Below are 14649 nucleotides of genomic sequence, written 5' to 3'. Positions count from 1 at the left end.
TTAACAGTAAACATTCTAACCAGATTAACCTACGATGTTACGAGTAGGAGCTAGTTTCGTTCATGATAACTCGCGCTGCGCGCTGCGGGGTCTCAGCATTGCCGCTGCAATCCCGCAGGAGTCTACGTGCCTTGCACTGCAATGAACAGGTTTATTTAAACTTTGATGGCAGTTAGAACCGCTTTGGAAGAATTCAAGTAAAATTCCCCCCCATCTTATCGCCTGCCTTTGTAAATAAATACTTCACAGAACAATTGGACAGATTGAATGTCAGAAATGTGGGTGAAACATGGAATAGCACAACCAAATAAAAAGCGCCGGAATCCGGCGCTTAGGATGCACGAACAGTCATTTCTTCCGACTGTTTTAGCTTTTTATCATACATGATGGTTGTAAAGATGGAAATGACCAGCAGTCCGATCAATACGGAGAACAGCATGCCCATCCCATTTAAATCTACAAGGATGCCTCCAAGAAGCGGCCCGATCATCCGGCCGCCGGTCGCCGTACTGTTGACGATTCCCTGGTAGAAACCTTCCCGCCCTTTTGGGGCAAGATCATTGGCGATAGTCGGCACAGCCGGCCAAATGAGCATTTCACCGATTGTGAGAATGACCATGGAAGCAATGAATGCAGAGAATTGCTCAGCAGAAGCTGCCAGGGCAAATGAAACGATGAATATGATGATCCCGGTAATGATCTGTGTCTTCAGATTCTTGCCGATTTTTTTCAGAATTACATTTAAAAACGGCTGTCCAAGGACGATAAGTGCTCCATTGATTGTCCACAGCAGGCTGTATTGCTTCAGGGAAATATTAATTTCCTGTGTATAAGCTGCAATCGTGGACTGCCACTGGACATAGCCGACCCAGCACAACAGATAGCCGGCACAAAGGATCAATAATGCGTACAGCTTGGCATGGTTCTTGATCCTTTTGTTTTCTTTCAGGACAGATGTCTGGTTTCCGGAAATCGTCTGGATCCCTTTATACCCAAAGACAGCTATCAAAAGGAAAATGATATACATCAGTGCATTCGCAAGAAAAATCAATTGGAAGGAATATGAGGCGACAAGCCCTCCAAGAGCTGCTCCAACCGCGACACCCAGATTCTGAGCTACATAAATGGCGTTGAACGATTTCCTCCCGCCTTCCTTCCAGACCGAACCGGCCATGGCATACATGGATGGAAAAACAATCCCGGATCCGAATCCGATGACAGTCAGGAAGATCACATAATGCGGCCATCCATGCCAGATGGTAAGGCCTGTGAGAGCTAATACTGTAATGCCTATTCCAAGGAGGATTGATTTATATCCCCCGATTTTATCAAAAAGATATCCGCCGTATAAATTTCCGGCAACACTGGCTGCAGAATTGAGCATCAGCACAATCCCCGCAACCGACAGCGACTTGCCCAGATGGTCGTGAATGTAAATGGCATTAAGAGGCCACAAAAAAGAAGAGCCTGTTACATTCACCGCCATCCCTATAATTAAAAGCCAGAGGGCACGAGGCATGAAAAACGCTCCTTTGCTTAAATAATATTTCGAACACCAAAACAATTCTAGTGGTTTTTACCCTTCCCTGCAATAGAAAAGTTTCATGTTTTTTCGCCTAAACTTTCCAGGGATTGAATAAAAATAAACAGAAGAAAATATCGTCCTGCCCAGCAGCTGTTTTTCTCAATGGAAAACAGGCGGAAAGCGTGTATAGCATGTGGGTTTATATTCATTTTCCATCTAAAAATAAAGGAGGAGTTTTCATGCCAAGGGCAGCCATCAGCGATTACCTTGAACTGTATTATGAGGATTCAGGAAGCGGGACACCGGTCATTTTCATACATGGCGTCTGGATGAGCAGCGCTTTTTTCAGAAAGCAGCTCGGAAGGATTTCCGGGGCGAGAACCATTGCCGTCGATATGAGGGGGCATGGGAAATCAGGCAAGCCGCACTCCGGCCATACCATTTCTTCATATGCCAGGGATCTTCATGACTTTATGGAAAAGCTTGAGTTAAAAGATGTGGTCCTTGCCGGCTGGTCAATGGGAGCTTTTGTCGTCTGGGAGTATATTAAGCAGTTCGGGGAGGAACATCTTAAAGGAACGATCGTCGTTGATGAACTGCCTTCTGATTTCAAGTGGCCTGATTTTCCGATGGGTGCGTTTGATATGCCTGCCCTTATCCATTTTATGCAGGAGATTCAAAATAACAGGCACGGGTTTGTGAGCGGATTCCTGCCGCTGATGTTCAAAAAAACCATTGCGGAAAGAGATTTTGAATGGATGATGGATGCTGTTACCGCAATGCCTGAATCGATCGCTTCAAGCATCTTGTTTGATCAATCAATCGTTGATTACCGTGCGCTCTATCCCACCCTGAAAAAGCCGTCCCTGCTCTGTTATGGACGGGAGGAAAAACTGATACCTGTCGCGGCTGGCCAATATATACAGGAGCACAGCACTGATTCTGAGCTGGTCATCTTTGAAGACAGCTGCCATTGCCCTTTCCTTGAAGAAGCTGATTTATTCAATCAAACGGTTGAAGGCTTCCTTGCCAGGCTGGGATAATAGGTGAAGCCGGCTCATTCTGGATGAGCCGGCTTCTTTTTATGAAAGCTGTTCAGGCTCAGGATGCTGCTTCGACTTGATGGGCTGGCTCCCGAGATTTTTTTCATATTTCTTTTTTGATTCTTTTACAGGATCATAATCCCTGCCAAGCTCAATATCCTGGTTATTGATGCCGTTTCTTGTCTTTTGTTCCGGATTATTCTGCTTTGAACGTTTTTTCATCATGCTTCCCCCTTAATGCCTGAGCAGTGTCATGCTGTTCTGAAGCTGCTGCAGCTGAAGCCTCATCCTGTGGAGCTGCTCCCGCTGCTGTGCATTGGCGCTGTGGGCAAGATCAGCCATATCATTGAAGGCAGCCTCAAGCCCCTGCATTGCATCTGTGTATTCATGATTATTGAAGTGTTCCTGCATGCTTGCCTGCTGGTACTGCTCGTTTGCATTTCTTATCGCATCTTCACACTGCTGAAGAAATTGTTCTACAGATTGACGGGTAGCCATCTTATACCCTCCTTATAAATCAGTGGAGAAGCTTTAAGCTTCCCTATTAGTGTGTTTCACGGGGACATTTCTATCACAGACATAAGGCGGGAAATCATGGCAGACCACTCCCATATCGAGCTGATTGGCAATTTTGCTCTGTTAAAAAGTGCTGTTGAATTTGGGCTCATTCAGCTAGATAATTATCTGCCAGTTTTTCAGCACAGCTCAAAGGCATGTAAACTTTTGCCTCAGACGAATAGCCCAAAATCAATAAAGTAAATACCGCATGCCCCTTCAATTTAATTTATGGTAAAATCCATAATAGAAAAGCGGATGCCCCGCGTCCATTAAAGGAGGTGTCTGACATGAATCAGGCCAATCCTTTTTCATTTGCCTCAGACAATAAAAGATACCATACGTGGAATTACCATCTCCGCCAGGTTTTTGGCCATAAAGTCTTCAAAGTGGCTCTTGATGGAGGTTTTGACTGCCCGAACCGGGACGGTACACGTGCCTTTGGCGGCTGTACTTTCTGCAGTGCTGCCGGCTCAGGCGACTTTGCCGGCAACCGGGCTGATGATCTGGAAAACCAATTTAATGAAATTAAACAAAAGATGCATCATAAATGGAAAGATGGCAAGTATATGGCTTACTTCCAGGCCTTCACCAACACACATGCACCTGTCGAAGTATTGAGGGAGCGCTACGAAAAGGTGCTTGCCCAGGAAGATGTTGTCGGCCTGTCGATAGCGACACGCCCGGACTGCCTTCCAGATGATGTTATCGAATACCTGGCTGAACTGAACGAAAGAACTTATCTATGGGTAGAGCTTGGCCTGCAGACAGTGCATGAGGGTACTGCCCGGCTGATCAACAGGGCGCATGATTATCAGTGCTATACTGACGGTGTCAGCAAACTCCGCAGGCATGGCATCCGCGTCTGTTCGCATATCATCAATGGCCTTCCGCTTGAAACGCCGGACATGATGATGGAGACGGCCCGTGAGGTGTCCAAGCTTGATGTTCAGGGAATAAAAATTCACCTTCTTCACCTCCTGAAAGGAACACCGATGGTCAAGCAGTATGAGAAAGGGATGCTTGAATTTCTCTCCCAGGAAGACTATGTCCGCCTCGTCTGCGATCAGCTTGAAATCCTTCCTCCAGAAATGATTATCCACCGGATAACGGGGGACGGACCGATCAATCTTATGATTGGCCCTATGTGGAGCGTCAATAAATGGGATGTCCTCAATTCCATTGATGCAGAGATGAAGCGCCGCGGCAGCTGGCAGGGAAAATATTATACACAGCCTTCTGAAACCGGTGCTTTACAGTAAGTCATGTCCGCATCAGCTGCACCGGAAACGATCGGTGCAGCCTGTTTTGTCTTAATAGCTTATACCTATAATACATACAGTTATGCAATTGGAGGTTTGTCATGAAACTTGAGAGAATTCTTCCCTATGCCCGGACCATCCTTGAGAAAGCGGTAAGTCCCGGGGATATTGTTGTAGACGCCACTCTTGGCAATGGCCATGATGCCCTTTACCTGGCCAATCTGGTCGGGCCGAATGGGCGGGTATATGGGTTTGACATCCAGGAACAGGCTATACATAATAGCAGAATCCGCTTATCCGGACATGGCATGGAAGAGCGCGCAACCCTTTTCCACAGCGGCCACGAACAGCTCCTGGAATGCATACCGCCTGTCCATCATAAGAAGATTGCTGCGGCCATCTTCAATCTGGGCTATCTGCCGGGAAGCGACAAAACTGTGGTTACCCGGCCGCGCACAACCATTTCTGCAATTGAACAGCTCCTGGAAGTCATGCCAGCAGAAGCTGTCATCGTCCTGGTGATCTACCATGGACATTTTGAAGGAGCGGTTGAAAGGGACTATCTCCTGCGATATGTTAAAACCATTGAGCAGGAGCGCGCTCATGTCCTGCAATATCAATTTATCAACCAGGCCAATAAACCGCCTTTTATTATAGCCATCGAAAAAAGATGAAAGCCTGCCGCTGTGCAGGCTTCTTTGTTTTAGCGCTGCAATGACGGGAGGAAAGACTTCGGGGTGCAGGCCGGGCAGGTTTTAATGCCTCTTTTATCCAATAAAAAAAGCGCTGACCTGGGACAGCGCTTTACAATGCAATTTTTAAAAAAGCAGCCTGGCTAATCCAGCGGGCACCCATTTTTGCACAGTCCGATAGGCCCTTCCATTCACATAAAAGAAATAGCTGACCGGACCGCCTGTTTTTATGATATGGCGGGCCAGGCGGCGCACATGCTTTTGCCTGCGCACTTTTTCATCGGAGAGATAAATGCCGAGCAGCCCCCTGTTGATGAGCCGGTGGAAGCTTTTGTGCGGCAGGCCTTCAATATGCTTATCCGCCTCGGCAATAAAGTGCTGCAATCGTGCAAAAAGCTGCTGTTCATCCTGATAATAGAAGCAGAAATTCAAATCTCCTCCCTCCAGGTCTTCCTCCTGGTCGATCAGGTAATCGAGGAGGATATGAAGTCCCTGGATATAAGGAAAATAGCCGCGGCGGATTTTTGCTGCATCCTCCTCGGCAAATTCATCAGACAGGGCGCAGGACACAAGACTGAAAATCCCGAGTGTAGAGCCTGAACAGGCTGAAAATTCATACCACTCCATTTCAGGAACAAGTCCTCTGTATTCTGCATGCCAATTTTGCAGCCTATTGACCCGTTCTTCGGGACAGACATGTTTATGGATCTGCAGATCGGAGTAATAGCGGCAAAGCTCCTTTAAATAAGAGCGGATGCTTTCATAATGCCTGCAGCCCCTCAGCATCCCCCGGCAGGCTCCGGCCAATTCTGCGAGATAACCGCCGTCCTCTTTCTCCTGCCGCTCCCGGTAGTAATCACCTGATCCCGGCTCCAGGGAAAGGGCATCTTCCATAGCCTCATGAAGGGCGGAGAAATCAGCAGGATCCTGGGAGGTGCTTCTGTCACAAAGATTGTCCAGATAATCGCTTACCGTCTGATAGGCGACAATGAACCGGACAGCCTCCTTATACCGGTCCTTGGCCAAAAGGGCCATGATGGCGCCTCCCTCGCAGTGGAAGGCTTTATGGCCGATGCTTGCCAGCGCCTGCTTTCTAAGCTCAGGATCAGGGATGTTCCCGGCCCTTTCCCTCCAGTACGCCAGCTCGCGGTGGACTTCAGGGATGATTTTTTTATATACCTTTGTCATTAAAGGGATTGGCATGGAAGGTACAGTCATTTCAACACCTCTTATACAAGGTAGCCGAGCGTTTTCAGCTGGCTGTCGACAAAGTCCTTGGCATATTCGAAAATTTCTTCCCGTTCCGGTTCATTGAAGATTTCATGATAGCATTTAGGCCATTCCTTGAACCTTTTTTCAGACAAGGGCGCCTGATTGAACCAGTTTTTAACCGTCGCTTTATTGACAATCTTGTCCTCCCCTCCCTGCATAACAAGCATGGGGATATCCTGTGTCTTTTCCTGATTTTCAAAAGCGAGCTTAATGGCATGGACCAGCTCCCTGTACCATCTGACAGACACCTTTGTCACATAAAGGCTGTCATTCAGATCTGCCTCCTGGACATCCTTGTTTCTTGTGGCCATTTCAATCGTCAGTCCGGAACTCATCCTGAGGCTCGGCGCCACTCTATTAAGTCCGTAAGATAAAAGATTCAGCATACCGGATGGCTTTTGAATGAGCCCTAGACATGGCGAGGACAAGATGATGCCTGCCAGATTCATCCGTTCTTCCTGAAGCAGCCTGATTGACGCCAGGCCTCCCATGCTGTGCCCCAGCAGAAATACCGGCAGTTCAAACTGATAGGCAGCCTGGATCCAGTCCTTAATCTCAAATATGTATTCATCAAAGGAGTCGATATGGCCTCTTCTTGATCTGGTTGTCATGCCCTGGCCGGGAAGATCGCCCATAATTACATGAAAACCGGATAAACGCCACATTTCGATAAGCCAGCCGTATCGGCGATGATGCTCCATAGCACCATGGACCATAACGATCACCGCTTTAGCTTCACCTTCAGCTTCCCATTTCCACATAGTCTTCCTCCTGTTAGTACACAAATTTTCTACTAGCATTATCCTATAATCTGAAGCTGTTTGCCAAATGGCAGCTTCGCCAGAAAATACAATCTCCTGAAAAAAATGGCGGCTTGCTCCGACAAAAAATGATAAAATCTAACTATTACAACTAGGGAGTGTATAAAATGATCTACCCATATAAAGGGAAATTCCCCCGCATTTCGCCGACAGCGTATATCGCTGATTATGCGACCATCACCGGGGATGTTGAAATTGGCGACGAATCCAGCATCTGGTTCAATACGGTTATCCGCGGCGACGTAGCACCGACAATCATCGGCAAAAAAGTAAATGTGCAGGACAATTCCGTCCTTCACCAAAGTCCTGGCAACCCGTTAATCATTGAAGATGAAGCGACCATCGGACACCAGGTCATCCTTCACAGCTGCATCATCCGCAAAAAAGCGCTGGTCGGCATGGGGTCTATCATCCTCGACAATGCCGAAATCGGGGAAGGCGCCTTTATCGGGGCCGGCAGCCTGGTAGCTCAAGGCAAGAAGATCCCGCCCAATACACTTGCATTCGGAAGGCCAGCAAAGGTAATCAGGGAACTGACAGAAGAGGATATTAAGGATATGGAACGGATCAGCCGCGAATATGCCGAAAAGGGCCAGTATTATAAGTCGCTCAAAGACTAGAAGGCGGCTGCATAACGGACAGGCTAGTTACTTTATAGTTACCCTATTGGAAAAAACTTATGCTTATCAGCCAAAAGCGGCTGAATGGGCTGGAACACGATAACACAAGGTGGTGCAAATGAATTATCTCTTTATTGTTATTCTATTGCTGCTGATCTTTTTTCTTTCTCTTCTTTTAAAAGCAAAGAAAGGAAAGCGTCTCTTCAGCCCTTTTATTCTATTTATCTTCATTGCTGTACTCCTTGCAGGGGCCATAGCCATTGACCATAATCAGCCAGGTTCGCCAGGCGGTATTGCAGACCGGATCAAGTCCTGGATCAAATCTCCTTTGACATCGGCGAGTTCCTTTTTGGACAAGACACTTGACCGGCCTATCATAAAAATCAAGGATGAGGTGCTGCTTGACGCCCCTGTTCTGCATCAGCTCCCTGAGCTTCCGCGGGGCTGCGAGGTTACTAGTCTCAGCATGCTGCTGCAGCATGCCGGGGTTCAGGCAGATAAAATGACGCTCGCAAAGGAAATAGAAAAAGAACCGACTCCCTACAAAAAGGAGAATGGCAAAGTATATTACGGCCATCCGAACGACGGCTTCATCGGTGACATGTATTCCCTTGATGGGCCAGGTCTTGGTGTATACCACAAGCCGGTCAAGGATCTGGCCGAAAAGTACCTGCCTGGCGAAATAATTGATTTGACCGGTTCTGATTTTACAGAGCTGAAAACGCATCTATCAGATGGACAGCCTGTCTGGGTGATTACGAACACGGCCTATCAGAAATTGGCTCCGGATTATTTTCAGACATGGGAGACGCCTAGCGGGCCGGTTAAGATCACTTATAAAGAGCATTCTGTCCTGATTACAGGATATGATTCTGGATACGTATATTTTAACGATCCGCTCACAGGAGAGAAAAATAAAAAAGCACCCATTGATGGCTTTGAAGAAGCCTGGGTGCAGATGGGAAGACAGGCAATTACCTATCTTTCCCGCTAGCCTTTCATAGGCTGAAAGGATGGTTCGCTGATCAGTTCCTTTTCAAATGAATATTTCTTTTCGACATACACATCATGCCAGAGCATAAACATGAGCACAGTCCAGATTTTCCTGCTGTTGTCTGCTTTATCCTGGCAGTGGTCTTCAAGAAGCTTCAGAATATAGTCTTTATTAAGCAAATGATCCGTGCTGCTTTCGCGGATTATTTTTTTTGCCCATCCGTTCATCTCGTCCTTCAGCCAGTGGCGGATCGGGACAGGGAAGCCAAGCTTTTTGCGGGTTAGCACATGGTCAGGCACAACGCCCTCTGCCGCTTTTCTCAAAATATATTTGGTCGTTCCATTGGCCGTTTTCAGGTTTGTCGGAATCCTTGAAGCTACATTGAATACCTCTTTATCAAGGAATGGCACGCGAAGCTCAAGGGAATGGGCCATGGTCATTTTATCAGCCTTCAATAGAATGTCGCCGCGCATCCAGGTGTGGATGTCGATATACTGCATACGGTCCACAGGATCATAGCCCTGGCTCTCCGCATATAAAGGCCTTGTGATATCTTTATAATCGATGCCGTTCTGGTAGACGCCAAGCAGCCTGCGCTTTTCTTCTTCAGTGAACATTTTTGCATTTCCGATATATCTTTCTTCCATCGGAGTCACGCCGCGTTCAATAAAGCTTTTGCCTTTCATGCCCTCAGGCATCATCCTGGCAATCAGCCTCAGGAAAGCTTTCCCGACCTGCGGTATTTTATTGAACATTTCAAGCGACTGGGGCTCACGGTAAATATTGTAGCCGCCGAACAGCTCATCCGCACCTTCACCTGAAAGGACAACCGTTACATGCTTGCGTGCTTCACGGGCAACGAAATATAAAGGCACACATGCCGGATCTGCGAGCGGATCATCCATATGCCACATGATCCTCGGCAGTTCATCCATATACTCCTGCGGTGTGATCACATAGCTGATGTTTTCAACACCCAGCTTATCCGCTGTTTCTTTGGCTACATCAATTTCGCTGAATCCGTTCCGCTCAAAGCCGACAGAAAATGTCTTGATATTCGGATGGTATTGTTTTGCAATGGATGCAATGATGGAAGAATCGATGCCGCCGGACAGGAATGAACCAACCGGTACATCGCTTCGCATATGCATTTTAACAGAATCGAACAGGACGTCTTTTATTTCTTTCACAAATTCCGGCTCAGACTTTTGGACAGGCTGGAACGAAGCTTTCCAATAGCGTTTGATGTCCATCGGAGAACCGATTTTCTTTGTGAAATAATGGCCCGGTTCAAGTTTATGGATGCCAGCGGACATTGTTTCCGGCTCCGGAACAAACTGGTAAGTCAAATAATGCTGAAGGGACTCATAGTTAAGGACGTCATTTTCCAGCGCCATCAGGATACTTTTCTTTTCAGAAGCAAAAAATGTTTTCCCATCATTTTCGAGGTAGAAGAAAGGCTTGATTCCGAAATGGTCTCTAGCCCCGTATAAGGACTGCTCCTGTTTATCCCAGATGACAAATGAGAACATGCCGCGGAGTTTTTCAACCGCTTTTTCCTTCAGGTGGCTGTATAGCGCGATGATTACTTCTGTATCTGAATTGGTCTCAAATGTAAGGCCTTCTTTTACGAGCTCTTCGCGAAGCTCCACATAGTTATAGACTTCGCCATTGAAAATGATCCAGTATCTCTCATTTTCATAGGTCAGCGGCTGATGGCCGCATTCGATGTCAATGATGCTCAGGCGGCGGAAGCCGAACTGGATATGTTCATCATTGTAATAGCCTGCATCATCAGGCCCCCTGTGGGTAATGATATTATTCATATTTTCAAACTGCTGCTTTTGCGCATCGTTCAGAACTTGCGCATTTTCATGGACACAGCCGATAAAACCGCACATTATGTAGTTCACCTTCTTCAATTTAGTCAAAATCCCATTCCGTCTGAAAAAAACAGCGGAAGGCATTCATGCCGGTGCAGTGCTTGCCCGGCCAGCCATAATCTGCCATATCACACATTAATCCCAAAAAACATACTCTCTAATACTACCACTAAACCTGAAAAAATGGCACTATCAACATGAAAAACAGGCAGGGGAAAAATTAGGCATTTACAAGAATTATTCACAGATCAGCAGACCGTTAAACGCTCTATCCCCTTAGACGAAATATAAAAGCGGGAGCTGCATATTTCAGCACTCCCGCTTTTTTGTTCTTATAAGGATTATTTTCCAGCCTGCTGGCGCAGTGTATCTGCTTTGTCAGTGCGCTCCCAAGGAAGATCAACATCTGTACGGCCGAAATGTCCGTAAGCTGCAGTCTGCTTGTAGATAGGGCGGCGCAGGTTCAGCATATTGATGATGCCTGCCGGGCGAAGATCAAAGTTATCGCGGACAAGGTCGACAAGCGTATCTTCGCTCACAGTTCCTGTTCCGAATGTATCAACAGAAATGGAAACCGGCTGCGCTACCCCGATGGCGTAGGCAAGCTGCACTTCAACCTTATCAGCAAGGCCGGCAGCGACGATATTCTTCGCTACATAGCGGGCTGCATAAGCTGCTGAGCGGTCAACCTTTGTAGGATCCTTGCCGGAGAATGCGCCACCGCCGTGGCGTGCATATCCGCCGTAAGTATCAACAATGATTTTGCGGCCAGTCAAACCTGCATCCCCTTGAGGTCCGCCGATAACAAAACGGCCAGTAGGGTTGATGAAGTATTTTGTATTTTCATCGATCAGTTCTTTTGGAACGACCGGATTGATGACATGTTCTTTCAGGTTGCGCTGGATTTGCTCCAGGCTGATTTCAGGATGGTGCTGTGTGGAGATGACAATGGTATCGATGCGTACCGGCTTGTCGTTCTCATCATACTCAACAGTCACCTGTGTCTTGCCATCCGGACGCAGATACGGAAGAATTTCTTCTTTGCGCACTTCTGTCAGGCGGCGTGATAATTTGTGCGCCAGGGAAATCGGAAGAGGCATAAGCTCTTTCGTTTCATTGCAGGCAAAGCCGAACATAAGGCCCTGGTCCCCTGCGCCGATCGCTTCGATTTCTTCATCTGACATTTGGCCTTCACGCGCTTCAAGCGCCTGGTCTACACCCATTGCAATGTCAGCTGACTGCTCATCAATGGAAGTCAAGACAGCACATGTTTCGGAATCAAAGCCGTATTTAGCACGGGTATAGCCGATTTCCTTGATTGTTTCGCGGACAAGCTTAGGAATATCAACATATGTAGATGTTGTAATTTCACCTGCAACAAGGACTAACCCTGTTGTAACAGATGTTTCAGCAGCAACGCGGGCATTTGCGTCTTTTGCTAAGATAGCGTCTAAAATTGCATCAGAAATCTGGTCACAGATTTTATCCGGATGACCTTCAGTAACTGATTCAGAAGTAAACAAACGGCGTTTATTTGACATCTGATTTCCTCCTTATTTATAAGAATAGAGTGAGGTTCTTATCCGGCGCTACACCTTATTCTTCCCCTCGGATTGATACGGTACTCATTCCCTAAGTAGTATTGAATAAACATGGAGTTTTTATCCCGCTCTCGCGTATGCATTGCTTCACAATCTGCATAACCGGCTGGTTCCATCCCCCGGTACGTGCATTCTCAGGCAAGTGCTGAAAAGGCAGGTCACCGCCGATGCAGAAAACCGGTCAAAGGCATTATATATAAGCCAGGCACAATAGAAATTGTATGATTTTATCCTGTTAAATGCATAGCCCTTGTAAATCAGCTTTATGCAAAAACTTCCATAATATGCAATTAAAAGACATCCCTCAAAATGCAAAATAAAAAACCTTCCCAAAGTGAAAAGGTTGAAAGCAAAATGATTCGCGCCTTTCACTCTTATCGTTCAAGGAATCTTCCTTGCGTCAGGTTAGCACCTTTGCTAAAAACAGACCATTGCTGGCTGGTAATTTGAACCGTTATGCTCTTTTCAGCATATATCCGTTTTCAAAAGCATCATTAGCAGGTTGCTGGGTTTCATCGGGCCTGTCCCTCCACCAGCTCGGGATAAGAGAGTATCCGTTCAAGGTAAAATCATAACGTACAGATGTAGCGGCGTCAATCATTTTCTCCGCTATAGCAAGAAGAATTCATCCTGCACCTGCAGAAAATCCGATATGGAAATTAATCACAGGGAACAGCTGCCGTCCTTGCATTTCTTCCTAAGCAGTTTGTGTCTGTTCCGTGCAATCCACCGGTATACCGGAACCCCGGCAGCAGATGCGAAAGGAAGGTGCATAAAGAGCCCGAAAACGAAGGTCAGGGGGAACAGCAGCAGCAGCCTTCTTACTGCATAGAAACCTTTCAGGACCTTTTTTTCAGGAGTTATAATATGAAGCTCTTTCCTCAGCTCCCTGCTGCTGAACTGAATTTCTCCATGCTCCTGTTCATATTTCTGGAGTGAAACCCAGTCTACCCTGTGGAGAAGGTCAAGCTTTTGGAAAGATTTTTTTGTCATCTGGCAAAGCTGGCAAGTATTGTCGTAAAGGGCCATCGTTTTCACATTACCATCTCCCGCCTGTAAAATCGTGCATTTTATTAAATTTTACCATACCTTTCAATCAATATAGAAGCAGTGTAAACTTATATCTATATAATATATGTTTCATTATATATAATGCCTCTTCTGCTTAGCTGCAGGAGTTTCCCCCGCCTTGGCAAGCCCCCTTAATTTCTGTTGTGCAAATAATATGCCGCAAAGTTCGGAAAGAATTTCTATCTTCTTGAACAATTTGTGACACCTTTCACATTCTATTGAATTACCCTTTAAAATTGCTTATGATGATAACAGATTGTGAACTATGTAACATATACACTATTATTATGTTATTAAACTTTCAGCCATTGAGAAAGGGGCTTATCCATGAAAAAGAAATATTCTTTGCTTTTAGGAATATTTACAATCATTACTATTCTATCAGGCTGTGAGCCGCTGATGGTGCTGGATCCCAAGGGGCCTCAGGCCGCCGTCCAGGCAAAAGACATCATCCTGTCAACGGCAATCATGTCTGTCATCGTCCTTGTGGTTTTTGCCATGCTTGCTTATATGCTCTATAAATACCGCTCTTCAAAGCAAAGCAAGGATTATGAACCGCCGCATATTAAAGGAAATCTTCTGGTCGAAGCGGTCTGTGTCGGTATCCCCGTCCTGATCGTCATCTTCCTTTCGGTTGTATCCACACAAAGCAACTATAAAGTGGAATCAGCACCTACAGGATACGGCGACAAAGAGCCTTTAGTCGTATATGCATCATCTTCTAACTGGAAATGGCATTTCAGCTATCCAGAAGAAGATATCGAAACAGTCAACTATCTATATGTACCGACTGACCGCCCGCTTGAATTTAAGCTCTATTCATACGGACCGATCACAAGCTTCTGGATCCCTCAGCTTGGCGGACAAAAATATGCCATGGCTGATATGGTCAACACATTGCACCTGGGAGCAGATGAACCCGGTGAATATATGGGGCGCAATGCCAACTTTAACGGAAAAGGCTTTGCTGAAAATACATTCAATGTAACAGCCATGCCGCAGGAAGAGTTTGACCAATGGGTTGATGACGTGAAAGATACGGCTGAGCCTCTTACGGAAGAAAAATTCAATGAACTGCTTGAACCGGGGCATCTTGGACAGTCGACTTATACCGGAACACATCTTGATTTCATGCCCGCACCTGAAGGCGAGCATGGCGGCCATAACCATGGTTCCAGCTCTGACAGCCATGATGCTGACTCAGATCATGAACATATGGATATGGAAGAGGACGGATCTGGCGACAATGGCCACTCAGAACATGAAGGCCATTAATAAGAACAGACCCGCTACCCTAGAAAGGAGTTTAA

The 14649-nt window shown here is 46.4% G+C and carries 15 protein-coding genes and 1 riboswitch; of the genes, 6 read left to right on the top strand and 9 right to left on the bottom strand.

Translation table 11 applies throughout. The features are described 5' to 3' along the window. Positions 1 to 331: 331 nt before the first annotated feature. Entirely contained in the window at positions 332 to 1519 is a 1188-nt protein-coding gene (locus RBB45_RS23280) for an MDR family MFS transporter (RefSeq protein WP_022544300.1), read from the bottom strand. A 245-nt stretch (positions 1520 to 1764) separates the two neighbouring features. Between RBB45_RS23280 and RBB45_RS23275 the strand changes: the two genes are divergently transcribed. Next, on the top strand, positions 1765 to 2568 hold the full coding sequence (locus RBB45_RS23275; protein ID WP_306010405.1) for an alpha/beta fold hydrolase: 804 nt from the start codon (positions 1765 to 1767) through the stop codon (positions 2566 to 2568). A 39-nt stretch (positions 2569 to 2607) separates the two neighbouring features. Here the strand turns inward: RBB45_RS23275 and RBB45_RS23270 are convergent, their stop codons facing one another. Together RBB45_RS23270 and RBB45_RS23265 are read right to left on the bottom strand one after the other, a co-directional pair. Beyond that, positions 2608 to 2790, bottom strand: a complete 183-nt coding sequence (locus tag RBB45_RS23270; RefSeq protein WP_022544302.1) for a hypothetical protein — start codon at positions 2788 to 2790, stop codon at positions 2608 to 2610. Between the two features lie 12 nt (positions 2791 to 2802). Further along, the gene (locus RBB45_RS23265; RefSeq protein ID WP_009795263.1) at positions 2803 to 3066 is read right to left on the bottom strand and encodes a YtzC family protein; all 264 of its coding nucleotides are present in this window, start codon (positions 3064 to 3066) and stop codon (positions 2803 to 2805) included. 347 nt (positions 3067 to 3413) lie between these two features. Between RBB45_RS23265 and mnmL the strand changes: the two genes are divergently transcribed. Then, positions 3414 to 4385 carry a tRNA modification radical SAM protein MnmL/YtqA gene (mnmL, locus tag RBB45_RS23260; protein WP_009795265.1) on the top strand — a complete coding sequence of 324 codons (972 nt, stop codon included), beginning with the start codon at positions 3414 to 3416 and terminating at the stop codon, positions 4383 to 4385. A gap of 101 nt (positions 4386 to 4486) precedes the next feature. After that, a complete protein-coding gene (gene mnmM / locus RBB45_RS23255; protein ID WP_009795266.1) occupies positions 4487 to 5059 on the top strand; it encodes a tRNA 5-(aminomethyl)-2-thiouridylate-methyltransferase MnmM in 573 nt (190 codons plus the stop codon). Between the two features lie 144 nt (positions 5060 to 5203). Here mnmM and RBB45_RS23250 read toward each other — a convergent pair whose 3' ends face one another. Further along, positions 5204 to 6295: a tetraprenyl-beta-curcumene synthase family protein gene (locus RBB45_RS23250; RefSeq protein ID WP_022544304.1), complete on the bottom strand. Its 1092-nt coding sequence runs from the start codon at positions 6293 to 6295 to the stop codon at positions 5204 to 5206. Positions 6296 to 6306: 11 nt separating this feature from the next. Beyond that, a complete protein-coding gene (locus RBB45_RS23245) occupies positions 6307 to 7110 on the bottom strand; it encodes an alpha/beta hydrolase (protein WP_009795268.1) in 804 nt (267 codons plus the stop codon). A gap of 167 nt (positions 7111 to 7277) precedes the next feature. On the opposite strand from RBB45_RS23245, the gene RBB45_RS23240 reads away from it, so the two are divergent. Then, positions 7278 to 7790: a gamma carbonic anhydrase gene (locus RBB45_RS23240; protein ID WP_009795269.1), complete on the top strand. Its 513-nt coding sequence runs from the start codon at positions 7278 to 7280 to the stop codon at positions 7788 to 7790. A 118-nt stretch (positions 7791 to 7908) separates the two neighbouring features. Beyond that, entirely contained in the window at positions 7909 to 8784 is an 876-nt protein-coding gene (locus tag RBB45_RS23235) for a C39 family peptidase (protein WP_009795270.1), read from the top strand. Here the strand turns inward: RBB45_RS23235 and asnB are convergent. From asnB to RBB45_RS23215, 4 genes are all read right to left on the bottom strand, one after another. Beyond that, complete coding sequence (gene asnB / locus RBB45_RS23230; protein ID WP_224952348.1) at positions 8781 to 10685, bottom strand: asparagine synthase (glutamine-hydrolyzing); 1905 nt, start codon at positions 10683 to 10685, stop codon at positions 8781 to 8783. The two genes, RBB45_RS23235 and asnB, sit on opposite strands and share 4 nt — an antisense overlap. Positions 10686 to 11008: 323 nt before the next feature. Next, on the bottom strand, positions 11009 to 12208 hold the full coding sequence (gene metK / locus RBB45_RS23225) for a methionine adenosyltransferase (RefSeq protein WP_094769578.1): 1200 nt from the start codon (positions 12206 to 12208) through the stop codon (positions 11009 to 11011). 431 nt (positions 12209 to 12639) lie between these two features. After that, positions 12640 to 12817, bottom strand: a riboswitch (SAM riboswitch). 114 nt (positions 12818 to 12931) lie between these two features. Beyond that, positions 12932 to 13297: a thiol-disulfide oxidoreductase DCC family protein gene (locus tag RBB45_RS23220; protein WP_170939591.1), complete on the bottom strand. Its 366-nt coding sequence runs from the start codon at positions 13295 to 13297 to the stop codon at positions 12932 to 12934. A gap of 114 nt (positions 13298 to 13411) precedes the next feature. Continuing rightward, entirely contained in the window at positions 13412 to 13534 is a 123-nt protein-coding gene (locus tag RBB45_RS23215; RefSeq protein ID WP_263625860.1) for a hypothetical protein, read from the bottom strand. Between the two features lie 132 nt (positions 13535 to 13666). Here RBB45_RS23215 and qoxA point away from each other — a divergent pair, with 132 nt between their 5' ends. After that, complete coding sequence (qoxA, locus tag RBB45_RS23210) at positions 13667 to 14614, top strand: cytochrome aa3 quinol oxidase subunit II (RefSeq protein WP_009795277.1); 948 nt, start codon at positions 13667 to 13669, stop codon at positions 14612 to 14614. The last annotated feature ends 35 nt before the right edge of the window (positions 14615 to 14649 follow it).

The sequence above is a fragment of the Bacillus sp. MMSF_3328 genome, from assembly GCF_030733525.1.
Lineage (GTDB): Bacteria > Bacillota > Bacilli > Bacillales > Cytobacillaceae > Bacillus_AB > Bacillus_AB infantis.
Note: the sequence above shows the minus strand (reverse complement) of the source record. Positions and strands in the feature narration are given on the sequence as shown.